At 60.0% G+C, this 24,139-nt stretch carries 26 protein-coding genes and 1 pseudogene; 11 read left to right on the forward strand and 16 right to left on the reverse strand.

Annotated elements, in window-relative coordinates; translation table 11 throughout:
• Nucleotides 1-338 precede the first annotated feature (338 nt).
• From Ga0074115_RS08400 to Ga0074115_RS08410, 3 genes are all read left to right on the forward strand, one after another.
• Complete coding sequence (locus tag Ga0074115_RS08400; protein WP_057956113.1) at nt 339-1,130, forward strand: phosphocholine cytidylyltransferase family protein; 792 nt, start codon at nt 339-341, stop codon at nt 1,128-1,130.
• A gap of 67 nt (nt 1,131-1,197) precedes the next feature.
• Complete coding sequence (locus tag Ga0074115_RS08405) at nt 1,198-1,935, forward strand: class I SAM-dependent methyltransferase (RefSeq protein ID WP_232432994.1); 738 nt, start codon at nt 1,198-1,200, stop codon at nt 1,933-1,935.
• Nucleotides 1,936-2,005: 70 nt separating this feature from the next.
• On the forward strand, nt 2,006-2,677 hold the full coding sequence (locus tag Ga0074115_RS08410) for a CDP-alcohol phosphatidyltransferase family protein (RefSeq protein ID WP_057956114.1): 672 nt from the start codon (nt 2,006-2,008) through the stop codon (nt 2,675-2,677).
• 83 nt (nt 2,678-2,760) lie between these two features.
• On the opposite strand, the gene Ga0074115_RS08415 is transcribed toward Ga0074115_RS08410, so the two are convergent.
• Together Ga0074115_RS08415 and hemF are read right to left on the reverse strand one after the other, a co-directional pair.
• Nucleotides 2,761-3,132, reverse strand: a complete 372-nt coding sequence (locus Ga0074115_RS08415; RefSeq protein WP_057956115.1) for a YajD family HNH nuclease — start codon at nt 3,130-3,132, stop codon at nt 2,761-2,763.
• 131 nt (nt 3,133-3,263) lie between these two features.
• Nucleotides 3,264-4,208, reverse strand: coding sequence for an oxygen-dependent coproporphyrinogen oxidase (gene hemF, locus Ga0074115_RS08420; protein WP_057956116.1), 945 nt, complete (start codon nt 4,206-4,208; stop codon nt 3,264-3,266).
• A 238-nt stretch (nt 4,209-4,446) separates the two neighbouring features.
• On the opposite strand from hemF, the gene Ga0074115_RS08425 reads away from it, so the two are divergent.
• Both Ga0074115_RS08425 and Ga0074115_RS08430 read left to right on the forward strand, forming a co-directional pair.
• Nucleotides 4,447-5,214: an HAD family hydrolase gene (locus Ga0074115_RS08425; protein ID WP_060528414.1), complete on the forward strand. Its 768-nt coding sequence runs from the start codon at nt 4,447-4,449 to the stop codon at nt 5,212-5,214.
• A 24-nt stretch (nt 5,215-5,238) separates the two neighbouring features.
• Nucleotides 5,239-6,353 (forward strand): annotated as a pseudogene (locus tag Ga0074115_RS08430) (pyridoxal phosphate-dependent aminotransferase).
• A gap of 79 nt (nt 6,354-6,432) precedes the next feature.
• Here the strand turns inward: Ga0074115_RS08430 and Ga0074115_RS08435 are convergent.
• The 6 genes from Ga0074115_RS08435 to yaaA form a co-directional block, all read right to left on the reverse strand.
• Nucleotides 6,433-7,644, reverse strand: coding sequence for an ABC transporter permease (locus Ga0074115_RS08435; RefSeq protein ID WP_060528415.1), 1,212 nt, complete (start codon nt 7,642-7,644; stop codon nt 6,433-6,435).
• A 4-nt stretch (nt 7,645-7,648) separates the two neighbouring features.
• Nucleotides 7,649-8,425: an ABC transporter ATP-binding protein gene (locus Ga0074115_RS08440; protein ID WP_006473737.1), complete on the reverse strand. Its 777-nt coding sequence runs from the start codon at nt 8,423-8,425 to the stop codon at nt 7,649-7,651.
• On the reverse strand, nt 8,425-10,425 hold the full coding sequence (locus tag Ga0074115_RS08445) for a vWA domain-containing protein (RefSeq protein WP_060528416.1): 2,001 nt from the start codon (nt 10,423-10,425) through the stop codon (nt 8,425-8,427). Before Ga0074115_RS08445 ends, Ga0074115_RS08440 begins: the two co-directional genes overlap by 1 nt.
• A 15-nt stretch (nt 10,426-10,440) precedes the next feature.
• Nucleotides 10,441-11,118 (reverse strand): deoxyribonuclease, encoded by a 678-nt coding sequence (locus tag Ga0074115_RS08450; protein ID WP_232432995.1) that lies wholly within the window; start codon nt 11,116-11,118, stop codon nt 10,441-10,443.
• Between the two features lie 122 nt (nt 11,119-11,240).
• On the reverse strand, nt 11,241-12,026 hold the full coding sequence (locus Ga0074115_RS08455) for a TatD family hydrolase (RefSeq protein ID WP_057956120.1): 786 nt from the start codon (nt 12,024-12,026) through the stop codon (nt 11,241-11,243).
• A complete protein-coding gene (yaaA, locus tag Ga0074115_RS08460) occupies nt 12,005-12,772 on the reverse strand; it encodes a peroxide stress protein YaaA (protein WP_057956121.1) in 768 nt (255 codons plus the stop codon). Before yaaA ends, Ga0074115_RS08455 begins: the two co-directional genes overlap by 22 nt.
• 148 nt (nt 12,773-12,920) lie before the next feature.
• Here yaaA and Ga0074115_RS08465 point away from each other — a divergent pair, with 148 nt between their 5' ends.
• Genes Ga0074115_RS08465 through Ga0074115_RS08480 form a run of 4 tightly spaced genes read left to right on the forward strand, consistent with a single transcriptional unit; the run spans nt 12,921 to nt 15,384 of the window.
• A complete protein-coding gene (locus Ga0074115_RS08465) occupies nt 12,921-13,208 on the forward strand; it encodes a hypothetical protein (RefSeq protein WP_006473739.1) in 288 nt (95 codons plus the stop codon).
• Nucleotides 13,209-13,224: 16 nt separating this feature from the next.
• A complete protein-coding gene (gene xthA / locus Ga0074115_RS08470; RefSeq protein WP_057956122.1) occupies nt 13,225-14,040 on the forward strand; it encodes an exodeoxyribonuclease III in 816 nt (271 codons plus the stop codon).
• A 3-nt stretch (nt 14,041-14,043) separates the two neighbouring features.
• Entirely contained in the window at nt 14,044-14,793 is a 750-nt protein-coding gene (locus tag Ga0074115_RS08475) for a Mut7-C RNAse domain-containing protein (protein WP_057956123.1), read from the forward strand.
• Between the two features lie 48 nt (nt 14,794-14,841).
• A complete protein-coding gene (locus tag Ga0074115_RS08480) occupies nt 14,842-15,384 on the forward strand; it encodes a hypothetical protein (protein ID WP_057956124.1) in 543 nt (180 codons plus the stop codon).
• Between the two features lie 23 nt (nt 15,385-15,407).
• Here the strand turns inward: Ga0074115_RS08480 and Ga0074115_RS08485 are convergent, their stop codons facing one another.
• The 3 genes from Ga0074115_RS08485 to mtaB form a co-directional block, all read right to left on the reverse strand.
• A complete protein-coding gene (locus tag Ga0074115_RS08485) occupies nt 15,408-16,220 on the reverse strand; it encodes a type IV pili methyl-accepting chemotaxis transducer N-terminal domain-containing protein (RefSeq protein WP_057956125.1) in 813 nt (270 codons plus the stop codon).
• A gap of 34 nt (nt 16,221-16,254) precedes the next feature.
• The gene (locus Ga0074115_RS08490; protein ID WP_232432996.1) at nt 16,255-17,082 is read right to left on the reverse strand and encodes a type IV pili methyl-accepting chemotaxis transducer N-terminal domain-containing protein; all 828 of its coding nucleotides are present in this window, start codon (nt 17,080-17,082) and stop codon (nt 16,255-16,257) included.
• Nucleotides 17,083-17,500: 418 nt separating this feature from the next.
• On the reverse strand, nt 17,501-18,784 hold the full coding sequence (gene mtaB / locus Ga0074115_RS08500; protein WP_057956128.1) for a tRNA (N(6)-L-threonylcarbamoyladenosine(37)-C(2))-methylthiotransferase MtaB: 1,284 nt from the start codon (nt 18,782-18,784) through the stop codon (nt 17,501-17,503).
• 94 nt (nt 18,785-18,878) lie between these two features.
• Between mtaB and rmuC the strand changes: the two genes are divergently transcribed.
• Nucleotides 18,879-20,423 carry a DNA recombination protein RmuC gene (gene rmuC, locus Ga0074115_RS08505; protein ID WP_060528417.1) on the forward strand — a complete coding sequence of 515 codons (1,545 nt, stop codon included), beginning with the start codon at nt 18,879-18,881 and terminating at the stop codon, nt 20,421-20,423.
• An 8-nt stretch (nt 20,424-20,431) separates the two neighbouring features.
• Entirely contained in the window at nt 20,432-20,911 is a 480-nt protein-coding gene (locus tag Ga0074115_RS08510; protein ID WP_057956130.1) for a GNAT family N-acetyltransferase, read from the forward strand.
• Between the two features lie 77 nt (nt 20,912-20,988).
• Here Ga0074115_RS08510 and Ga0074115_RS08515 read toward each other — a convergent pair whose 3' ends face one another.
• The 5 genes from Ga0074115_RS08515 to Ga0074115_RS08535 all read right to left on the reverse strand — a co-directional run.
• The gene (locus Ga0074115_RS08515) at nt 20,989-21,348 is read right to left on the reverse strand and encodes an EF-hand domain-containing protein (RefSeq protein ID WP_057956131.1); all 360 of its coding nucleotides are present in this window, start codon (nt 21,346-21,348) and stop codon (nt 20,989-20,991) included.
• A 123-nt stretch (nt 21,349-21,471) separates the two neighbouring features.
• Entirely contained in the window at nt 21,472-22,803 is a 1,332-nt protein-coding gene (locus Ga0074115_RS17085; RefSeq protein WP_057956132.1) for a sensor histidine kinase, read from the reverse strand.
• Nucleotides 22,800-23,468 (reverse strand): response regulator transcription factor, encoded by a 669-nt coding sequence (locus Ga0074115_RS08525; protein WP_060528418.1) that lies wholly within the window; start codon nt 23,466-23,468, stop codon nt 22,800-22,802. Before Ga0074115_RS08525 ends, Ga0074115_RS17085 begins: the two co-directional genes overlap by 4 nt.
• A 2-nt stretch (nt 23,469-23,470) precedes the next feature.
• Nucleotides 23,471-23,755 carry a PepSY domain-containing protein gene (locus Ga0074115_RS08530; protein WP_138921710.1) on the reverse strand — a complete coding sequence of 95 codons (285 nt, stop codon included), beginning with the start codon at nt 23,753-23,755 and terminating at the stop codon, nt 23,471-23,473.
• Nucleotides 23,755-24,139 (reverse strand): hypothetical protein (locus Ga0074115_RS08535; protein WP_232432997.1); only part of this gene is annotated, 385 nt, incomplete at its 5' end. The genes Ga0074115_RS08530 and Ga0074115_RS08535, both read right to left, overlap by 1 nt.

Genomic DNA, 24,139 nt, shown 5'->3' on the forward strand with positions numbered 1-24,139 from the left:
ACGGATGCTAAACGGAATATCGAACATGTGTAAATGGCCGCAAGGATCCTGAGAAGAATTCGAGTAGTGGATCAGGGAGGCCGCCGGGGCGGACCTTCGCTGGTGCGTTAGCCCGCGGGATGCCAAAGCCAACTGGGAGAGGGTTGCCAGCCTCATTCCGAATGATATCAGGAGTAACGAGGGTATTTTACCCGATAAAGAATACCTTTATCGAGAGAGCGTGAAGGAGACAAAAAATGATGTGACCAGGATCAAGATTACAGGTGTTTGGCGCCGGAAACTGTGCCCGTTTTTGAACCAGAGATTGCAGTGAACCACTCACTCAGCGAGGGCCGATTATGACTGATTTTAACCGCTCAACCACCGCACTTTTGCTTGCCGCAGGGACGGGAACCCGCCTGCGGCCATTGACCCAAAATGCACCGAAGTGCCTCACCGAGGTCGGCGGCCGCCCGATCCTCGATCGTTTGATTCACAACCTGCGGGCAAAGGGGATCGAGCGGCTGGTGGTGGTACTTGGACACCAGGGCGACCAAATCCGTGAGTTTCTGCGTCACAATGCGGGCGGCATACGGGTCGATTACGTTTTCAATGCCGAGTACCGAACCACCAACAACCTCTATTCCCTGTGGCTGGCCCGGCAGCAGGTTCAGGAACCGTTCCTGCTGCTAGAAAGTGATCTGGTTTTTGAGGCTGAGATGCTGGACGGCATGCTCTATCCAGACAGAATCGCAATTTCCCACCTTCGTCCCTGGATGAATGGCACTACGGTGGTACTCGGCTCCGAGAGTCGGGTTACGGCTTTTCGCCCCGACTGCGGCGAATGCGATACGCCCCGGTATAAGACGGTGAACATCTACAGTCTGTCGATGCAGACTTGGCAGATGATGGAAGAAAGGTTGAGCGGCTACGTTTCGGATGGCAGGCTTGGCGTGTATTACGAGACCGTATTCGCGGACATGGTCGCCGACGATTCACTCGCGTTCGAAGCGGTCTTCTTCAACGCAGACCGGTGGTACGAAATCGATACTCTGGTGGATCTGGACGAAGCGGAAAAGCTGTTTGGAACTCCCAGTCCCGCTACGGGCCGTTCCCTTGTCAGTCTCGAGTCGATGGCCATCCATGCCTGAGATCGACCACGCTGCGGTCAGTCGCTATTGGGCCGGGGTTAGGTCATCGATCCTCGGGCCATATAGGATGGATGACTTCGGTTTTCCGGTGGGTGCGGGCCATTTTCGTTTCCGGGCGGAATCCCGGATCGTTTGGCGGCTACTCCGGGGTGTGAATCCGAATGGCACGGTTCTCGACCTTGGATGTGGTGTTGGATATTGGGCCGCAGCATTTGCTCGACGCTTCTCCCGCGTAGTTGCCGTCGAGGGTAGCGGCGTACTCTACCAGGCATTGGAGGCGCGATCCGCCGCCTACCCGAACATTCGTCCGGTACTCGGCAATGTCCTGTCTTTCGAACCCGATGCTCACTACTGCCTGATTTTCCTCGGTGGCCTGCTCATGTACCTTGATGAAGAAGACGTGATCGCCCTGCTGGGGAGGCTGGTTGCGAGCCTTGAGCCGGGTGGGATCATTCTGTGTCGCGAGTCCACGGTCCGGGGGGGAACTGAGACGTGTGCGGGTGACTATCCGGTTGTCTACCGATCCATGCAGAATTACCGGCGGATCTTCAGACAATGCGGATTGATAGTTCGGCATGTCGAACGGAATGAACCCTACGTCCTCATGCAGATGGGGTGTGAACTGATCAAAAAATGGAAGGGACTCGTGCCAGAGTCGGCTCAGATGCTACGGATCGTTGGCCCCTTGACCTATTGGGTGATGCGACTGGGAAATCCCTGGTTGAATCGTTTACCCAAGGCACTGGAAATCCCGTTCCCGAAGCTGGAAAACCATTTTTTCGTGCTTGAAACGGAGGCAGCCTGAACATTCATAGGGCACGGTTATTTTTGCGGTTTGGCGGGCTAACTAAATTCACCCTGATGTGCAGGTAAAGATGGAAAAAATGCAGAAAAACTTCCTTTACCGGAACCTAGCCAATGTGACATCGATTCTCGGTGTGCTGCCTCTGGTATTACTGTTCTTTGATGACGGCTACCGTTACGTCATCCCGTTAATCATCTTCAATAATGTCATGGACGACCTCGATGGCGTTCTGGCCGGCAAACTGAATATCCGGAGCCGCTTCGGCGCCGATCTTGATAACGTTTGTGACGCTGTCGCTCACGTTGCCTTGGCGCTGGCGGTTGGCGCGCATTTCGGCGGCATGATCCTGATTGCAAGTGCAATCGCGGCGGGTTCGGTCATCATCCGCGCCACTTCCCGGCTCAATCCCGAAGCTGTCTCCGGGGGAGGGTCGCCGACCAATGAACTCATGCGTCACCTGCTGTTCATTCTGTTGCTTGAACAACCCTTAGGGTTCGAGCCTGGGAGTTTGCTGATCCCGCTGTTTCTGCTGCATACCATATCGATGCTCGTGCCCTACAAGATGTCTGCGCTCATCCGGGGGTGGTCCAAGTCGGTCATTGCGATTGGCGCGGTCAATGCGGCGCTGATAGCCGCATGGCTCATTCCGTCAGTCACGTTGTTTATCGCGGGGGCCTTCGTCGTGACCTATATGTATTCCTTCATCGTGGAAGGGGCCCGCTGGCTAAGGCGCTCTGAATAAACCTGGGCGAAGCAGATTGGGATTCAGAAAAGTGTCGGATTCTGGACCCAAGGTGCGAGTTTACGATTCGTTCAGATGGCTCCCTAATCCTCTTTTTCCATCAGGGATTTGAGGGCGGCAAACGGATTGTGGCTCGATTCTTTTGCACTACCTGATGAGGACTCACCGCAGCCGTCACTGTCGAGATAGCGGGAGTGTTCGTTGTCGTGGCAGTAGAGGCAGAGCAGCTCCCAGTTGCTGCCGTTCGGTGGATTGTAGTCGTGGTCGTGGTTTTTATGGTGCACGGTCAGCTCATGCACGTTGGCGCGGGTGAATTCGCGCCGGCAGCGGCCGCAGATCCAGGGGTACATCTTCAGCGCTTTTTCCCGGTAGCCCTGCTCGCGCTGTTCGCGGTTGTTGCGGGCCTCGGCGACGATCTGGTCGAGCTTATTGTGGTCTGGAGTCTTGCCTGCCATGGATTGTGATCCTCCTGTGGCCTCTCTCTTTGTTTATAACGCGGCAATTAAATATGGCACATGTATAGGTCGTGCCGTGCCCGACATTATCCTTGATTTCAATCGATTATACGCGGCGGCCAGGGGTCGCCCTATATCTCTTCCTCGGGCTCGGCCCACGCCCTGGGTTTGAGGTATTTGGTATAGAGTTCGGCCTCTTCAGTGCCGGGCTCCGGCTGCCAATTGTAGCGCCACTTCACAGCGGGCGGCATTGACATCAGGATCGATTCGGTTCGTCCGCCCGACTGCAGTCCGAACAGGGTGCCTCTGTCGTAGAGCAGGTTGAACTCTACATAGCGGCCGCGCCGGTAGAGCTGAAAATCCCGCTGCCGCGGTCCATATTCAGTGGCTTTGCGCCGTTCGACGATGGGCAGATAGGCCTCGATATAACCGTCGCCCACACTTTGCATGAACTGGAAGCATCGTTCAAAGCCCCACGCGTTCAGGTCATCGAAGAAGAGCCCACCGATGCCACGCGGCTCCTGGCGGTGTTTAAGGTAGAAATAGTCGTCGCACTGCTGCTTCAGGTGCGGGTAGAGGTCGCTTCCAAACGGTTCGCAGATGGCTCTGGCGCTCTGGTGCCAGTGGCGGCAGTCCTCCTCATTGCCGTAGTAGGGGGTCAGGTCAAAACCACCGCCGAACCACCAGACTGGATCGGCATCTTCGTGCTCCGCGATGAAGAAACGCACATTGGCATGGGAGGTGGGGAGATAGGGGTTCTGCGGATGAATGACGATGGAGAGGCCCATCGCCTCAAAGGCGCGTCCGGTTAGTTCCGGGCGGTGGGTGCTGGCGGAGCCCGGCAGTTGCTTGCCGCTGACATGGGAGAAGTTGACGCCGGCCTGTTCAAACACTGTCCCATCCTGCAGTACACAGCTGATGCCACCGCCCCCCAGCCCGCCATCGTCCTCCCGTTGCCAGGCATCGGGGACAAATCGGGCAGTCTCTCCGGTCTCCTCCAGTGCGTGGCAGATCTTCTGCTGCAGGCGTTTCAGATAGTTGCTGACACTCTCTTTATCGATGATCTCGTGAGGCATACTGGATCTCTTGCTGACAAAATATCTGGATACCCCATCTGTTCCGCCCATGTGCTCTGCTAGAGGGGGTGAGGTTTGAATAGACCATTTTCTTTTATATTCAGGTGCATCTTCCCATCTTTTTTGTGTGGCAGGGCAGATTCGCTAAGCTGCTGCCTGATTCCCGCTGGGATGGAAGGTGAAAGGGGGCGAGGCATTGGGTAAGCTAGGTCGGTTTTTGCATTCGTGGAGAGAATTGATGGCAGAGTTGCAAGCCCTGATCTTTGACGTGGACGGAACCCTGGCCGATACCGAGCGGGATGGCCACCGAGTGGCCTTCAACAAGGCGTTTGCCGATGCTGGGCTCGACTGGGATTGGTCAGTGGAGTTGTACGGTCAGTTGCTGGAGGTCACCGGCGGCAAGGAGCGCATCCGCTTCTATCTGGATCACTTCAACACGGGATTCGAGCGTCCCGATGACCTGGATAGTTTCATTGTCGATCTGCACAAGAAAAAGACTGCCCACTACACCAACATGCTGGCCGAAGGTGCCATTCCCATGCGCAGCGGCGTGAAGCGGCTGCTGCAGGAGGCGCGTGAGGTCGGGCTGCGACTGGCGATCGCCACCACTACCACTCCGTCCAATGTCAGTGCGCTGCTGCAGCACAGCCTGGATGCGGATGCTGAGGGTTGGTTCGAGGTGATCGCCGCTGGTGATATCGTGCCGGCGAAGAAGCCCGCCCCTGATATCTACAGCTGGGCAATGCAGCAGATGGATATCAGCCCGGACGTCTGTGTTGCCTTTGAGGACTCTGAAAACGGCGTCAAATCTGCTGTCGGCGCAGGCATCAACACGGTGCTGGTGACCACCAACGACTACACTGAGGATCACGACTTCAACGGCGCCGAACTGGTGCTGGATCAGCTCGGTGAGCCGGGTGATGGTTTCCGGGTCATCAGCGGCGATGCGGGTGGTGCCGATCATGTCGATCTGGCGCTGCTGCGCCGCTTCCACGCCGGAGCCTGAGCAGTGGTACAGATCGCTGACCGGATGGCACGCATCCAGCCCTTCTATGTGATGGATCTGCTGGCCCGTGCCCGTGGCCTGGAAGCTCAGGGGCGCTCGATCATCCATATGGAGATCGGCGAGCCTGACTTCCCCACTCCGGCGCCGATCGTGGCGGCGGGGCAGGCGGCGTTGGCCTCTGGCGAGACCCACTACACCCCGGCTAAGGGATTGCCGGCGCTGCGCGAGGCGATCGCCGGCTTCTACCGTCACCGCTATGGGGTGGAGCTGGATCCACAGCGGGTGATCGTCACCCCTGGCTCCTCTGGTGCCCTGCAGCTGGTGATGAGTGTGCTGGTCAATCCTGGGCAGAGCGTGCTGATGGCCGATCCGGGCTACCCATGCAACCGTCACTTTGTGGAGCTGGTTGAGGGCACGCCGTTGGGCATCCCGGTGGGAGCTGATACCGGCTATCAGCTCACCGCCGAGCTGGTGGAACAACACTGGCGCGAGGATAGCTGCGCAGTGCTGGTCGCCTCACCCGCCAATCCCACCGGCACCCTGTTGTCACAGTCGCAGCTGAAGGCACTGCACCGTACGGTGCAGCGGCTTGGCGGGGTGTTGATCGTCGATGAGATCTATCAGGGGCTGGTCTACGATGGGGAGGGCGGCACTGCGCTGGCGCTGGCGGACGACCTGTTCGTGCTCAACAGCTTCTCCAAGTTCTTCGGCATGACCGGCTGGCGGCTCGGCTGGCTGGTGGCCCCTGAAGCGGTGGTCGATCCCCTCGACCGGTTGGCGCAGAATATCTTTCTCGCCGCCCCGACCCTCTCGCAACATGCGGCTTTGGCGGCCTTCTCGCCAGAGGTGATGGAGATTCTCGAAGTGCGCCGGCGGGAGTTTCAGCGGCGCCGCGCGGATTGGGATTCGACCTGCCAGTGACCCCCCAAGGCGCCTTCTATCTCTACGCCGGCTGTGAGGCGATCAGTGATGACAGTGCCGCGTTGGCGGAGCGACTGCTGGGGGAGGCAGGGGTGGCGGTGACGCCGGGGCTCGACTTTGGCTTCAATCGCCCCGAGAGTCATCTGCGCTTCGCCTACACCACCGGCCTGGAGCGGCTCGAGCAGGGAGTCGAGCGGTTGCATCGGTTCCTGCTATAGGTCGGGCCGCGCCCGACATCATTCTTGTTTTCAATCGATGACAGGCGGCGGCCACGGGCCGCCCTATGTCTTGCCAGGTTCAGATCTCGCGCAGCCCCTCGGAGGGTTCGATGCGTGCCGCCCGGTAGCCGGCGATGGCGGAGGCGAGGATCGCCGTGCCGGCGGTGATGCCCAGAGCGACCAGCAGGTGCCCCGGCAGCAGTCGGCAGACGCTCTCGCCGTTCTGCATCTGTGGCGCGAAGCGGTCGTTGATCAACCAGGCGACGCCGAAGTAGATCAGCACCGCGCTGAGCCAGCCGAGCAGCGCGGTGAAGATCGACTGGAGCATCGGAAACCAGACGATGTCGCCGGTACGGAACCCGACCAGCCGCAGCACGCTCAACTCCTTGCGTTTGCGGTCCACATTGGCCCACAGGCTGGCGCTGAGGGAGAAGGCGAAGCCCACCAGGCCGATCACCGCAATCAGCCAGAACACCAGGCTTAGATTCTTGTCCATATCGCGCACGATCTCGATATCCGCAGCGCGGGTGCGAACCTCGATGCCCTGGCTCTGGAAACTGTTGCTGAGTGGCTCCACATCGTAGATCGAGCGGGCATAGAGGCGGAAGCCGGGATAGGTGCGCTGATCGGGGTTGCTTTGGTTACCGGACCAGCCGAGCGCCGGGACCGCATGGCCGTCGCGGAAATCCTCCATTGACTCCAGCAGATAGACCGGGGCAAATGCGCCGTCGCGGCCAAACGCCCCGGCACGGGCGATATCCACCACCGTCAGGTCTACGTGCACTCGCTCGCTCTTGCCACGGAAGCGCCGTGCCAGGCTGCCGCTGATAGTGTCGCCCTTTTTGACCTTGAGCTTGCGCGCCGCCGACTCCGAGAGCACCAGCTGGCGCAGCGTGTCGGGGGTGTCCAGACTCTGTAGCAGTGGGTCGCCGCGCTCGGTGGGGATCATCTCCACGGTGACGATCTGCGGCGCATTCTTGCTCTTCAGCTGCAGGGTGGCGGCAATGGAGCGGGTGCGCGGCACGATGAAGGCGACCTGCGGGCGCTGGCGCAGGGTCTCGATCCAACTGCGATCGTAGTGGCCGCTGCCGATCGGGCGGATCTCGCGGTTGCGTGGGTCATCGATCAGCTGATCGACCATGCTGCCGACGATGCCAAACTTCAGCCCGAACAGCACCAGCATCGGTCCCAGTACGGCGGCCAGGGCGAGGACAAAGAAGCTCGACATCTGCCATTCGTTGCGGTAGTCGCGGCTCGCCAGCCAGAGGATGTTTTTGAAACGTTTCAACATGGCATTAACCAGTGACCACGGTCTCGGTGGTCCTGCCGCTCTTGCTGCGGCGGGTGTGGTGGGAGAGGTGGCGCAGGCCGAGCCGGTTGATATGGCGCCAGGCGTGGCTGGCGACGATCACCGTGATGTGCAGCTCCTCTACCAGTTCGATGAACAGCGACATGATCTTCTCCGCCGCGATCGGGTCGAGAGAGGCGGTGGGTTCGTCGGCGATGACAATGGAGGGGCGATGTGCCAGGGCGCGGCCGATCGCTACCCGCTGACGCTCGCCCACCGAGAGTTGGTGCGGCAGTTTGTTCAGATGGCGCTTGATGCCTAGGTCATGGGCTAGCTCCTCCACCAGGTCGTCATCGGGGAGCTGCAGCAGGCGCCGCGACAGGCCGATGTTGTCGCGTACCGTCAGGTAGGGCAGCAGGCCGCCGGTCTGCATCACATAGCCGATGCGCTGGCGGCGCAGGTCGCCGAGTTGGTTGAGCTGGTGTTTGCGCCAGTGTTCGGCCACATCCAATGGCGTGCTGCCACGCTCCGCACGGAAGCGGAAGGAGCCGCTCTCGGTTGGTTGCAGGATCATCGCCAGCATGTCGAGCAGGGTGCTTTTGCCGCTGCCGCTCTCGCCGATCACGGCGACTTTTTCACCCAGCGCGATCTGCAGGCTGGGCACCTTGAGCCGGAACCGGCTGCCCTCGACTTCGCGGGTCTTGACCACGTCGCGCAGGTGATAGATCAGGGTTCGCTCGCCGTTCTGGCGGCTAGTCGGGTTGGGGTCTTGTTGTTGATTCACTAAGGGAGCATTTCGATGGCCAGGGGGAACACCGAGTCGCCGTCGATGGGACCGCCGTCGAGGGAGACCCAAAGGTCGGTGTGGTCGTGCAGCACCTGGTAGTAGTTGATCTTCTCTTCCAGCCGGTGGATGAACTCCAGCTGTTGCTGGGCCGGCCAATCCTGCCAGTTCTCCAGCGACAGGTCCATCACCTCGCCGGTGTAGGGCAGATCCTCGATATATTCGCGCATGAAGCCCATGTCGGCAAGGTTGCCGGCGCGGGCGCCACTGACCCGGGTGGTGCTGCCGAGCTGCTGCGGGTCGCGGGCGATGGTGGCGGCCAGGCTCTTCAGGTCGTTGAGGAAGTTGCGTGGCGACAGCAGCCCCTCTTCGGCAGTCTCCAGTACCTGACGCATGATGCTGTGCAGGTCGCTGAGCTGATCGCGGCTCAGCAGCACCCGGATATCGAGGGTCTGGCGCGTCGGGTCGCTGAGATCCCGATCTACCAGCCAGGCGTTGAACAGATTTGGTATCTGCTGTTCCTGATCGCGCTGCAGATAGCGCATGCGCAGCGCATAGCCGAGCTTCGCCACCTTCGCCTGGAATTCTGCCAGCTGGCTCTGATCCTCGTCCGGCTCTGCTCTCTGCGTCATCTCCACAGGGGGCTGGATCGGCTGCAGCTGGCGCCCGGCGGCGGCCATGGCGGCGATCTTCACCTGATCGGTGATCTGGTGGGCGAGGGAGTCCAGCACCCGACCGAAGCGCTGCACATCGCCGGTCTTGACGCCAAAGTAGAAGCTGCCGATGCCGGGGTAGTGGGAGAGATCGCGGTATTTCTGCTCCGCCTTGGCATGGTTGGCGTAGGGGGTAGGGGTGAGTAGGTGCAGCACCGACAGGGCGATGCCCTTGTTGCGCGCCAGCCGGTTGAGGGACTCGGCGCTGAGGCCGGTGCCGGAGAGCGGGTCGCTGGCTTCACGTGGGCCGGCATCGGTGATCAGCACCACGTAGCGGGCATCCTGACCCCGCCAGTCGATGCTGTCGATGGCGTCGTAGACCCCGGCGTAGCTGTCCTCGATAAAGCCTTTGCTGGAGGCGGTGGCCGCCTTCAGCGACTCAACCGCACCAAAGAAGCCAGCGGCGTCTTTGCCCTGCTCCAGATCGACATAAACTCGCGAACGGTACTCCAGCTCTGGCACCGCATCGGTGCTGTCACGAAACGCCACCAGGCCGAAGCTGACATCGCCGGTGAGTTCCTCGCGGGTGATCACATCGTAGACCTTGCGCACCGCCTTGCGGGTGCGATCGATGTAGGGGTCCATGGAGAGGGTGGAGTCGATGACAAACACCACGCCGGAGCGGAACCGGCGTAGCGGCGCAGCTGGTGTAGCCGGCTGCTGTGGTTTGGGCTGGGCCTGTTTGTGTGACTCCAGGGGCACGCTGGAGACTTGCAGCAGGCGCGCCGGTTCGCTACCCAGGTAGATATCCTCGTGGCTGCGGATCGGCACCAGGTAGAAATCCTGCAGGATGTCCACATGGTTGCTCGGCTGGATCGCGATCACCGGTGAGTCGGCGGGCAGCTGGCCGCTCTCAGCTGCTGAATAGAGCTCGCGATAGACGGCTGGATCGTCTGCTTCGATCAGCTGCTTCAGCTCATTATTGTCGCGAAATAGGAGTACCCGGTCGTGGCCCAGCGGCTCACGGAAGGCAACGGTGAGACCCTGATTCCAGGGGATCAGTTCGTGTTCCCGGATCCAGCCCTGCAGATCGCCGTGGCGGTTGATGCCGACCTGCAGCCACTGCTGGCCGGCCTGTTCGCGGCGCTGATAGATGTAGTAGGCAGTGAAAGGTTTGGTGGGCTCGCCGATGTCTGCCCCCGGGCTCTGGAAGATCAATGCGCCGGGTTTGTTGAGCATGCGCTGGTAGAGCGACTGTTTGCCCGGCATCAGCAGCGGGCGGTTGTTCTCCGCAGCGACGTTGGTGACAAACAGGCAGAGGATGAGGACAAACGCACTGAATCGCATGGCTATTGACAGATCCTAACGCCAGTTCAACAGCAGCCGGCGGGCATTGCCATCACCCTCGGCGGCGGCCTGCTCAATGTGTGAGCGCAACACGGCCAGCCGTTCTTCCGCTTGCTCCACGCCGCTCTGCCGTGCAAGCGAGTACCATTTGAATGCCTGTAGCGGGTCGGGTTCCTGGATTGGCGTACTGCCGGTAGTGAAGTGGGCCGGGTCGTGAAGTTCGCCGAGCAGCATGGCGGAGGGGCCATGGCCGTTGCGGGCGTTGAAGAAGAGCAACAGATAAGCGTCGGTGACCCGGCCCTGCTGCTGCAGCTCTAGGGCGCGGTTCAGTAAGCTGTCGGCATCCAGCTGCTGTTGGCCATTGCGCAGGGCGGCAATCAACGCCCGGGCGATCTCGCCATCCGTTTGTTGCGCAGGTATTTCGAGACGCGCGGAGGAGACCGCTGGCGTAACCGGCGATGGGGACTCTGCAGTGCCTGATGGGCTGGTTGCGCCCGCCTCACGATGGATCGGAGTGATCGGCGACGGGGGGACGATGCCGCTGTCGGTCTGCTCACTGTCGGGCGTGGAGGTGAGCCAGATCAGCGTTAGCAGGATCACCGCGACACCGATGGCGAGGCGGATGCGCCCATTACCCTTCAAACCCGGGCTGCCCGCAAAATCCTGCGGAATTCTCGATTCGGATGTCGTCATTCTGTGCCGGCGGTAGTGCTGCCGACGGATGCTCAAAGCCGCCGGTAGATCGGGTGGGCAAGCCACTCTTGTTGTCGTCTTGGACGCCCAATTTGACCAGAACGCCCCATGAAAATCCACCACTAAGGCGGGGCTCCCAGACCAAACAGCTGCTCGGTGTTGCACCGGGTCTGCTGTGCGATCTGTTGCGGATCTTCGTTCCTGAGTTGTGCCAGAGTCTGCAGCACCAGCGGCAGGTAGGCGGGTTCGTTGCGCTCGCCGCGATGTTGGCTGAGCGGCTGATCGGGGGAGTCGGTCTCCAGCAGGATCGACTCCAGTGGCAGGCTCTGCACCAACCGGCGCAGCTTGTTCGCCCGCTCATAGGTAATAGGCCCGCCGAAGCTGAAGCTGAAGCCCATCTCGATCAGCCGGTGTGCCTGCTGCTTACTGCCGGAGTAGCTGTGGAAGACACCGTGCAGGCCGGGAAATTGCTTAAGGGTGTTGATGCAGGCCTCCACTGCCCGCCGGGCGTGGATGATCACGGGCAGCTGGTAGTGGTGAGCCAGCTCCAGTTGGGCCTCGAAGTAGAACTGCTGCAGCTGGGGCTGCGGATTGTTGATGAAGAGATCGAGGCCGCACTCGCCGATCGCCACCGGCCGTTCCTGTCTGACCCACTCCGCCAGCTGCTCGAGGTGTGACCGTTGATGTTCTGCAACAAACATCGGATGCAGGCCGTAGGCGGGGTGTAGCCCTGGATAGTCGCGGCAGACCTGCAGCTGGCGTGGCCACCACTCGGCCTTGATACTGGCGATGATCTGACTGGTGACGCCGGCAGCGTGGGCGCGCTGCAGTGCTGCCTCCCGATCGCCATCGAAACGCTGGTCGTCGAAGTGGCTGTGGGAATCGATTAGCCGCGGCTGAAGACCCATATATCTCCCTGGGAAAGGGTCTGATTGAAGCGGTAGCCGTCCTGGTCAAACTGCTTGATCGCCTGCGGATCGTGAAGACGATTATCGATGATGTAGCGGCTCATTACACCCCGCGCCCGCTTGGCGTAGACGCCGATCATGCGGTAGCTGCCGTTTTTGTACTCCTTGAACTGCGGGGTGATGATGCGTCCCGCTAGCAGCTGCGGCTTGATCGCCTTGAAATATTCGTTGGAGGCGAGATTGATCAGGATATCATCGCCCTGTTCGGCCAGATCCTGGTTGATCGCCTCGGTGATCTTGCTGCCCCAGAAGGCGTAGAGATCCTTGCCGTTTTTGTTGGGTAGTTTGGTACCCATCTCTAGCCGGTAGGATTGCATTAGGTCGAGCGGGCGTAGCACCCCGTAGAGGCCGGAGAGGATGCGCAGGTGTTGCTGGGCGAAGTCGAGACCAGCCTGTGACATCGACTCCGCATCCAACCCGGTATAGACGTCACCCTTCATCGCCAGCGCCGCCTGCTTGGCATTTTTCGGGGTGAAATCCCTGTGCCACTCGTGGTAGCGCTCGAAGTTGAGATTGGCTAGCTTCATGCTGAGCTTCATCAGCTCCGCCAGATCCAGCGCCGAGTAGTTGCGCAGGATGTTGATCAGCCGCTGCGACTCGTCGAGAAAGTGTGGGAGGCTATGGTGTTCGGTTACTGGGGGGGTGGTGTAGTCGAGGGTCTTGGCGGGGGAGATGACAATCAGCATGTTTTATTTTGATTTGGTGATTTTATGCCCCCATGATCGCCATAGCTGTACAGAAAAACAACCGCAATTTGAGCATGGGTATAGTGAGCTAGAGCCTGACCAGACCCCATGCTAGGCTTGCCGCTGTTTTGCAGAACAAGGTGACAGAGTGGACCGGGACAAACGCATACAACAGCTGCTGGATCTGGTGGGGCGGCTCTATGCCGAGACCGGCGAACTGAGCGAGTCCGATGGTGATCTGCAGCTCTGGTACAACCGGGGGTACGCCAATGGCATGATCCAGGTGCTGAGAGAGCTGGGGGCGGCGGATCAGATTGCAGCGCGGGTCGAGGCTGATACCGCCGACCGGCTGGCCGGTCAGGAGTTTCTGCCTTGGGGCAAGGCCTATTTGCATGGCTTCGAGATGGGTGACAGAGAGACCCGGGAAGTTTTGTAGTGCAGGAATCGAAGCGATGAAGATTGTCTCATTCAACACCAACGGCATCCGTACTCGCGAGCACCAGCTGCAGCAGCTGAAACAGCGTCATGATCCGGATGTGATCGGTATCCAGGAGAGCAAGGTCCAAGACCAGGACTTCCCGCTGGAGATGACCAGCGCGCTGGGTTTCAACGCCGCCTACTTTGGCCAGAAGACCCATTACGGCGTGGCGCTGCTCTCGAAGCAGGCGCCGTTGTCGCTGCAGAAGGGCTTCCCCGGTGACCCGGTGGACGCCCAACGGCGCATGATCATCGGCCGTTTTGCCACTGACAAGGGTAATCAGGTTACGGTCATCAATGGTTACTTCCCGCAGGGTGAGAACCAGTCTCACGAGGTCAAATATCCGGCTAAGCGCAAGTTCTACGCCGATCTGCTCGCCTATCTGCAACAGCATCACAGCCCAGACGACAATCTGCTGGTGATCGGCGATATGAACATCGCACCGCTCGACCTCGACATCGGCATCGGTCCGGACAACGCTAAACGCTGGCTGAAGAGCGGCAAGTGCTGTTTTCTGCCAGAGGAGCGGGAGTGGCTGCAGCGACTCACGGATTGGGGCCTGCACGACACCTTCCGCGGCCACTATCCCGAGGTGGATGACCGCTTCAGCTGGTTCGACTACCGCAGTCGCGGCTTCGACCGCGAACCCAAGCGCGGTCTGCGCATCGATCTAATCCTGGCCAGTGCCAGCCTTAACGCCGCTTGCAGCGATGCCGGCATCGACTATGAGATCCGTGGCATGCAGAAGCCTTCCGACCACTGCCCGATCTGGGCCGAATTTGATATCTGATCCGTGGCGGTTGCGCGCTTCCGTTTCTACGAGGAGCTCAACGACTTTCTGCCGGTGGCCCAGCGCAAACGGGAGATCGAACTCCGATTCGAGCCTCCCGCTCCGGTGCGCCACCTGATCGAGGGGCTGGGGGTGCCCCACACCGAGATCGAGATCATCCTGGTGAATGGTGAGTCGGTGGGGCTGGAGCGGCAGATCGAGGATGGCGACCGGGTCAGTGTCTATCCGGTGTTCGAGGCCCTTGACGTGACGCCGCTGCTGCGGCTGCGCCCGCACCCCCTGCGCGAGCTGCTGTTCTTGGCCGATGCCCATCTCGGCAAGCTGGCTCGCCATCTGCGTATGCTCGGTTTCGATACACTGTTTTTCAACGACCTCGGCGACCGGGAGCTGGCCGAGCTAGCAGGCAGGCAGCGGCGCATCCTGCTGAGCCGGGATCGCGCCCTGCTGATGCGCGGCACGATTAGCCACGGCTCGCTGATCCGCAGTACTGACCCCAGGGAGCAGCTGCGGCAAGTGGTGCAACGCTTCGACCTGGGTCACTGCCTGAAGCCCTTCAGTCGCTGTATGGAGTGCAATGAACTCCTGCGGGCAACAGACAAAACGATGGTGCTGAAGCAGCTGCCGCCCGGGGTGGCGGAACGCTATGATGCGTTTTTACAGTGCAGTGGGTGTGGCAAGGTCTTCTGGAAAGGTAGCCACTACCGCGAGATGCGGCGTTTCATCGACGATCTGGTTGGCCAGCCACGAGAGTAGAATGTGGCTCTTTTATGGGCCAACCAGACGACCAACAGAGGAGATCTTATGGATCTGCGACAGTTTCTGATCGTGTTTGGCGTAACCCTGAGCCTGGTAAGCTCGGCCCGGGCTGACGAGGTGTGTGTGCGCAAGGTGTTTCGGGACTTTTGTCTCGGCGGTAGCCTGGCGCAACAGCTGCAGCATCAACCGGCGCAGCAGCCATTGCGCCGTAAGGGTGAGCGGGTCGGCGTGATCTATCGTCAGGATCGAGAGCGACTCTATGTGATGGCCTATAAAGGCCGGATCTACAAGGTGTTGCGCAGCTACGATCCGGCCAGCTACTCCACCTATCGGGATCTGCAGCAGCGGCTTACACGGAAATATGGCACGTCAGAAGAGAGGAGCCAGTTTCCTGAGAGGATTCGCAGTCGGGCGGCACGCATCAGCGCGGCCCGTCGCGGCGAGGGAGAGTTCCTTGAGATCTGGTCACCGCCAGGTCAGGCGTGGCGGGTGGAACTGAGCTGGTCACGCAAACTGGGCGTAACGCTGGCCTATCTGGTCAATGATCTAGATCGCCAACAGAAGGCCGACCACCAGATTGACCTTTAGGTCAGGCACTGAGTCCTAACTCATCATCTTGAAGTGGCACTCGAACCCTGGGTGGAAAAGACCTGGACGTACATCTTGGTTACCCTGTCTGAACGCTGCAGGATCTTGTCGGTAGTGGCGAAGACAGTGACAGGAAGCCCACCCTTCTTGATGTCGAGGAAGAAGCCTCTGACAACTTTCCACAGGTTGGTGATACGCACCAGTTCGGTATTGATCGCCTTGGTGTTCGACTTTTCCACCTTCAAGGCGTGCAGGCTGGCCTCGAACAGATCGACCGCCTTGGTCAGCTGGGTGACCGAATTCACGTCACGAAAACCCAGTTGATAGGCGATGTAGTATTTGGCAATGCGTTGCGAAAGCATGCGTTGCCGACCGGCGAGGTTGACGATCTTGGATGTTTTGACCTTTGATGCCTGCTCGAGTTTCTTTACGATCTCGTTGGAGACCTCCAACAGCGTCTCGCTGAGATCCAATACCAGTGCGCCGTTGTCCTGGGTATAGGGTTGGCTGCAGAGTTCAGCATACTCATCATATGCCAGATCGATATAGGTGAGCAGGTCCTGTGTGGCCCGATCCTTGATCTTGTTCTTCAGGCTGGCGTGGTTGCTCTTGAATAGCTCCAAACTGTTCTGCATCTGTTGTCGTGCTTTATCCGGGCGGCTCCTCTTGCCTAGAAAAAAGTAGGCCTTGGCGATCTTTTGCGAGAGCATGCGTTGCATCCCCGCTCGATCGATCAGGCCGGTAACTGAGAATGTCTCCTCTGCATGCAGGGCAAATGGCAGCGCGAGCAGCAGCACAAGACAAAAGCTAGAAGTGAGTTTGGGATGAGTCTTCATTGTTACTTCCTAATGACGAGACATAGAGCGGGGGTTATTTTTCGGCATACATTTTTGTGGCGTTGTTCATCGCGTCGAGAATTCTGTTCGAAGAGCGCAGGATGAGGGATGGAATGAATTTATCGCTGTTTGTTTTTGCGGATAAATCAAACCATTGGAATGCCTTGTTTGCGATATTGAGCTGTTTCTTGATGTCGGGAGTGGTCAGGCTGGAGTGCTCCAGTTTTGTATGGCTTGCCTTGAATTCATCGACAGCCTGTTTAAATGCGGGGGCGAAATCAAATCCCGCTATTCGCCAGCTGCGCAGCATGTAGAGGCTCGCCATGCGCTGGGAGAGCATGCGTTGGCGACCGGATATGTTGACGATCTCTGCGCTCTTGCCTGCCGATGCGGCAGCAATCAGAGAGACAAGCCTGTGCGATGCGTCGAGCAGGCGATCCATCTCATCGCGCAGGCTGGCTGCCTGATTGCGATCGGGGGTTGCCGTGAGTACCGGCTTGAGTGCATGCCACTGTGTGGTGACCGCCTTCAACGCCTTGTTGACTTCATCGTTAACCGGAAAGGCCGTGAGTTCTTGTAGGTGTCGTTCAAAAAGGGCGATGGTCTCTTTCAGATCTGCCCCAGGTTGCTGGTATTTGATGCCCTGACCGATCAATGCGTAATCCATCAGCATGCGTTGAGTGAGCATTCGCTGCATACCGGCCTTGTTGATCGCATCAGTCGAATCCTTAATTGCGGCCTGGGTCGACTGGGTGAAGAGGAGTATGCTGGCGGTGAGCCAGGCCATGAGTAAGAAGGGGCGAGAAAACATGTTGGATGTCATTGGAAATAAGCTACCTAGCATTGAAGGGGAGCCACTCATGGACGTTCCCATTGTCCTTTGCAACTCGGCTGGTCATCACTCAGCGGGTGAACTATCGAACGTTAGGAAGATCGATGCTCAGGGACAGGGTTGTTGCGGTTCTGGGGATGGTGAAATTATCAACCTGCTTCCAGTGATATAACCCAGCTCATAGGAAGATGCAGGCCTTGATCAGCAAGAACATCTACGACTACTACGATGCGCGTCCTCTTGGTAAGAGGTTGCTAGCATACGCAGTGCCTAACCTCATCAATGTGACATGGAACCCAAATATTGGTGACGGGAGCGGGTTCAGGCTTGTTGTCTTTGATGTATAAGTGGGAGGAATAGGACTCTTCTAATTCTTAATGGGTAGGAGTCGATGCATTGTGGGTAGCGGTCCGCAGATGAGGCTGTCGCCTTGCTGACGAAGCTCGATTTACAAGGGGCGTGTTGTCTTGCCCAACAGACGCTCCCCTTCAGCTGCCACTGCCTCCAACTTTACCTCGATGATGCGATTCTGCAGCGCCGCATCGGCCGGGGCCTCGATCTCCACCCGTAGGTAGTTGGGGGTATAGCCGAACCAGCCGCGGCTGCCATCCCCCTCCACCAACACCGGCACCTGCTTGCCAAGCTGCCGTTCCAACATCTCGCGCTTCATCTGTTCGCCCAGTTGGTGCAGTTGCTCGCTGCGCTGGCGCTTGATCTCCCGCGGCACCGGATCAGGCAGCCCCGCCGCCTTGGTGCCGCTGCGTGGGGAGTAGGCGAAGATGTGCAGATGGCCGAACCCCATCTGCTCGACGAAGCTGAGGCTCTGCTGCCACTCCACCTCTGTTTCACCGGGGAAGCCGACGATGATGTCGCTGGTGATGTTGAGATCGGGCACCTGCTGGCGTCCCTCCTCAACAAGCCGGCGGAACTCGTCGCTCTTGCAGCGGCGCGCCATGCGCCGCAATACAGAGTCGCTGCCGCTCTGTAGCGGCAGGTGCAGGTGGGGCATGAAACGCGGGTTGTCGAAGCGCGACCAGAAGTTGTCGGGCAGATCCCAGGGCTCCAGAGAGCCAACCCGCAGCCGCGGGATCTCACTCTCCGCTAGCACCCGGTCGATCAGCTGCCCCAGGTCGGAGTCGATGTCGCTGCCGTAGCCGCCCAAGTGGACGCCGGTCAGCACCACCTCCTGGATCCCCTCGCTGTGCAGCCGGTTGATCTCGGCGATCACCTCTTCGGCGGGGCGGGAGCGCTCCTCGCCGCGGGCCAGGGTGACGATGCAGAAGGTGCAGCGGTAGCGGCAGCCGTCCTGCACCTTGATGAAGGCGCGTTGACGACCGCGTGCGAGCAGCCCGCCGGACTCCTCCTCGGTGACGCTCTGCGGCATGATGTTGAGATCCAGCTCGCGTTGCACGATCTGCACCAGTTGCTCCTTGTCCTGGTTCGGCACCACCAGATCGACCCCGTCGGCACTGGCACTGGCGGTGGGATCGAGGGAGGCGTAGCAGCCGGTCACCACCAGCCGCGCCTCGGGATTCTGCCGGTGCGCACGCCCCAGCAGTTTGCGTGACTTGCGCACCGCCTCTTCGGTCACCGCGCAGGTGTTGACCACCAGCAGGTCGGCCTGCTCCGGATCCTGTGTCAGGCTGTGGCCGAGACCACGGAACTCCCGGCTCCAGCTCTCCAGCTCCGCCTCGTTGAGACGGCAGCCCAGGGTTTTTAGATGTACGCGCATGGATTGGTCGTGTCGCAGTCAAAGAGCGGGCAACTTATCGAGCTGACCGGCAGGTTTCAAGTCTGAACGCATTTAATAAGGTATATTCTCCGCCATGGAGACACTGACACAACTTCCCATCTGGCAGCAGGCCGGTCTGGCTCTGGCGCTGCTGTTTCTATTATTGCTGGCTGTGGCGCTGCGCTGGCTGTGGCGTCTGCTGCAACACCAGCTCGATCTGCTGCATGATCGCGAAGCCCGCGACCGCCAGCTCGATGAGCGGCTGCGCGAGCTGGAGCGATCCCTGTTGCGGGAGCAGAGCCAGCTGGGCCAGCATCTGGCGGAGCGTATCACCAAGGGAGCCCTAGCCCAGCAGCGCACCCTGCATGCCCTGCAGCAGCAGATGCTGGAGCGTACCGACCGTTTCTCCCAGGGCGTAGAGCGGCGTTTCGCCGAGATGCAACAGCGGCTCACCGAGGATGCGGGGCGTCTGCGGGTGGAGCTGCTGGAGCGTTTCGAGGGGCTGCAGACCCAGGTCAACCGGGAGTTGGCGGATGGCCGGCTGGCGCAGCAGGAGAAGCTGGGTGAGCTGCGCGAGGCGCTACAGCAGGCGTTGATTCGCCACCGGGAAGCGTTCGACGAACGTCAGCTGGAGGCGATGAAGGCGCAGCAGGAAGCGCTGCAGCGGGGCATGACCGAGCTGCGTAAACAGGTCACCGAGGCGTTGCTGCAGCACGCCGACGACCTGGGTAAACGGGTGCAGGGGCTCACCGAGACCACCGACCAACGTCTCAAGGAGATCAGCGGTCAGGTGGAGAAGCGCCTCAGCGAGGGCTTCGAGAAGACCACCGAGACCTTCAGCCAGGTGTTGATCCATCTGACCCGCATCGACGAGGCGCAGAAGAAGATCACCGAGCTCTCCAGTAGTGTGGTCAGCCTGCAGGAGGTGCTCTCCGACAAGCGTTCACGTGGCGCCTTTGGTGAGGTGCAGCTCAACGCCCTGGTGCGTAATGTAATGCCCGAGTCGGGCTTCTCGCTGCAACATACTCTGAGCAACGGCCGTCGCGCCGATTGCCTGCTGTTCCTGCCAGACCCCACCGGCAATGTGGTGATCGATGCCAAGTTTCCGCTGGAGAGCTACCAGCGCATGATGGACGACACGCAGTCCGAGTCGGAGCGGCTGCAGGCGCAGCGTCAGTTCCGCCAGGACATCAGGAAACACATCGACGACATCGCCAGTAAATACATCATCGAGGGCGAGACCTCCGACGGCGCGGTGATGTTTATCCCCGCCGAGGCGGTGTTCGCCGAGATCCACGCCCACTTCCCTGACTTGGTGGAGGAGGCGTTCCGGCGCCGTGTCTGGCTGGTCTCGCCTACCACCATGATGGCGATCCTCACCACTGCTCGGGCGGTGCTGAAAGACGCCGCCACCCGTGAGCAGGTGCATATCATCCAGGAGCATCTGCGCGAGCTGTCGAAAGACTTCGGCCGTTTCCAGAGCCGCATGGACAAACTGGCGACCCACATCTCCCAGGCCCACACTGACGTCAACAACGTCAACATCTCCGCGCGCAAGATTACCGGTCGTTTTGAGAAGATCGAGCGGGTAGAGCTGCAGGATGAGGCCAAGCCGGAGTTGCCGATCTTCAAAGAGTAGCGCTGAAGATGTTCAACATAATCGAGGCCGATCTGGCCGATGCCCACCAGGCTGAGGCCTTTCTGCAGCTGATGAACAGCTATGCTCTCGATCCGATGGGCGGTGGGACACCGCTCACCGACTACGCCTGGGAGAATCTGGTGGCGGCGATGCGCGCCCGCAGCGACGCGTTGAGCCTGCTTGCCTTTATCGATGATGAACCCATCGGCCTGATTAACGCGTTTGAAGGCTTTTCTACCTTCCAGTGCCGACCGCTGCTGAATATCCACGATATCATTGTCATCCCGCGATTTCGCCAGCAGGGGGCCGCCCGCCAGATGCTGCAGAGACTCGAACAGATCGCCATTGAACGGGGGTGCTGCAAACTGACTCTGGAGGTGCTGGAGCGCAACCTGGCGGCACGGGCTGTCTACAACAAATTCGGCTTCTCCCCCTACGAACTCGATCCGCAGATGGGCAAGGCGATGTTTTGGGAGAAGCAGTTGTAGTGCGTAGCTGTGTAGGATTGGATGAATGAGTGCCGGCGATGAGATCCCTCTCATCGCCGCTGCTGTCGCTGTTTCAGCTACTGGTTACGCCAGCCTCTCGGGCAGGGCCCTGGGACGTTGGGAGAGTTCCCCCAACGGTTGGCCCGCATCTGCGCGCGGTAGCTATCCATTTCCGTCGCACTAATGTAGCCATCGCCATCCTGATCCATCATCTGGAAGGGTGAGGGACGGTTGAGGTTGCGCATCGGATAGCCGAGCTGGGCCCGCTCTGCGCGGCGCTGGGCACGAACCTCTTCGAACTCCTGTTGGCTAACGTAGCCGTCACCATTGAGATCGAAATAGACATAGGGCGGTGGGCCCGGATTGAATGCCAGTGCGCTGCCAATACCGAATACTGCCAGGGCGGATGCTGCTGCTAATCTGGTCACACGCTTCATGACTGCTCTCCTGTGGTACTGCTTGGATCAGCCACCCGGCTTTGCCGGAGTGGCGAGGGTTCCGTTCCCTCTAGCTTTAGTTTCCACAACCGGGATGAATTGAAGCTGAAAATGCGTGTCGGATCAGTGATGCAGGGCGAGGCGCACCAGGATCTGCAGGCCGCCGAGCTGGGAGGATCGGAGGAAGCGGATCTCGCCGCTGTAGAGCTTGACGATATCGCGCACGATGGCGAGCCCGAGTCCGTGGCCCTCCATGTTTTCGTCGATGCGCACACCGCGCTGGGTGAGCCTGTCCAGGTCGGCAGCGGAGACACCAGGGCCATCGTCCTCGATGGTGATCTGGAAGATCTCCGTATTGGCGCTGAGCTCACAGCGGACTTGTTGCCTGGCCCACTTGCAGGCGTTGTCGAGCAGGTTGCCGAGTAGTTCTAAAATGTCCTCGCGGTCCAGTGGTAGGGGCGATTGGAAGGCGTGGCTGCAGTGGATATCCAGCCTCTTCGCGGAGTGGAGTAGCCGCAGGCTGGTGATCAGCGCGTTCATCTCAGCCGCCGCATCGAAGCGCTGCCCCGGGGTGCCAGCGCCGGCCAGGCGGGCGCGGCGCAGCTCCCGTTCGGTGATGCGCTGGATGCGCTCGGCCTGGGTCTGCAGCTGCTGGCGCTGCGCTTCGAGGCTGGAGAACCGGTTTGATTCGATCTCCCGCTGCAGCAGGCTGAGGGGGGTCTTGATGGCATGGGCGAGATTGCCCAAGGCATTGCGGGAGCGTTCCAGGCGCTGGCCGAGCAGTGCCAGGATACGATTGAACTCCTGCACCAGGGGCTGCACCTCGTCGGGCACCGACTCACTGAGCTGGCTGATCTCGCCGCGCTCCAGCCGCTTCATGTCCTGCGGCACCTGGTCGAGGCGCTGCAGCGTGTGGCGAACCACCAGGCGCTGCACCAGCAGCAGCAAGGCGATGGCGGTGAGGGCGGCAAACAGGAAGTTGCGCTGGTAGCGGCCGATCTGTTGGTTAATCTCGCTCAGATCTTCGGCCACTGCCAGGGTCAGCTGCTGACTGCGCTTCTGATAACCGGCCACCCGAACCAATAGCGGTTGCTGCTCTGGTCCGTTGAGATAGAGTATCTGTACCTCACCCTGGGCAAGATCCGGGATCTCCAGGGTCTGGTCCCACAGGGAGCGGGATCGGATCATCTCTTCGCCCTCGATCTGCACCTGAAAATAGTGGCCGGAGAAGGGCTGCAGATAGACCGGGGTGAGGCGGCCCATGCGTATCTTTTTATGGCGCGAGGGGTGGTTTAATGCGCGCAGCACCGACTCGGCATCATGTTCGAGGCGGGTGCTAACATAGGATTCTGCCACTTGCTGCAAGGCGTAGCCGCCCCCCCAGATCAGGATGCCGGCCAGCAGCAACAGCGAGAGAAATAGCCCGAGTTGCAGGCGCGACTCCAGAGAGTTCATGCCGGATCGTCCACGAAGATATAGCCCTGGCCGCGGCGGGTCTCGATGCGCGCCCTGCCGAGCTTGCTGCGCAGCCGGCGAATATAGACCTCGATCAGGTTGCTATCGCGGTCGAAGTCCTGGTCGTAGACGTGCTCGGTGAGCCGGGTTTTGGAGACGATCTGGCCGGGGTGGAGCATGAAGTAGTGCAGCAGGCGGTACTCGGTGCCGGTGAGGTCGATGCGGCTGCCATCGGCCAGTTGTACCTGCTGCAGCGCTTCATCCAGCAGCAGACCGGCGGCCTTCAGTTGGGGGCCGGGCCGCCCCTCGCTGCGCCTGATCAACGCCTTGATGCGCTCCAGCAGCTCCTCGACGTGGAAGGGTTTGCCGAGGTAGTCGTCAGCGCCGGCCTTGAAGCCGTCCACCCGCTCATGCCAAGCGTCGCGTGCGGTCAGGACCAGCACCGGCACGCTGTTGTCGCGGCTGCGCCAGTTGTGTAGCACCTCCAGCCCCGGCCGCCCTGGTAGGCCCAGGTCGAGCACCACGATGTCGTAGGGCACCTCATCGCCGAGGAACTCGCCATCGATGCCGTCGCGGGCCAGATCCACGGCGAAGCCGGCACGGGAGAGTTCGGGTTGCAGTGTCTCGACCAGTTCGAGATCGTCTTCTACCAGCAGTAGGCGCACGTCTAATTCTCGATCTTTTTCTTGATCATCTCACCGCTGGCGGCGTCGAAGTAGAACTCCCAGACCCGCCCCTGTTCATCGAGCAGTTCGAGTTCATAGACCAGACGCCCCTGCTTATGTTCGAGTTCCACTTCGAGGATCTGGCCCGGCTGCTGCAGGCGTTCGAGGATGGTTTTCAGTGGCAGGATCTCGCCAGCCTGTTTCAGCCGCAGCGCCTCATCGTGGTCGGAAGTGAAGGCAGGGGTGAGTCCGCCAAGCAAGACCAGAAGCAGGAGGGTGCGCGTCATCAATCGTCCCATCGACCGAAGCCGGGAATATTTACTTGGTGTTCGTCGAAGGATCCGCTCTCCGCTCTGGAATGGCAAGCCAGGCAGCTGCCGCAGTGGCTAATGTTTGCCTCTCTGACAATAGCTGCTCTGTTATTGGTGCTGATCTCATGCCGGTCGTTGAACTGGGTAATGCCGTCAGCCCGGTAGAGATCGATCAACTGCGTCAGCTGATCTGCATGAAGTATCTGGCTCGAGAGCAGCAGGGTCAGGCTGAGAGTGCTCTTTAGCATCAACTGGCTCTCCGCTTGTATTAATCGTTCCGAAAGTATTGGCAGTGTATACTGCTTTCCATGGCTACGATAAAAGAACAGCGTGATCAGAAAAGGAAAGATGTAGTGGAGG

Origin of the sequence: endosymbiont of Ridgeia piscesae (assembly GCF_001443665.1) — a bacterium.
Lineage (GTDB): Bacteria > Pseudomonadota > Gammaproteobacteria > Chromatiales > Chromatiaceae > Endoriftia > Endoriftia persephonae.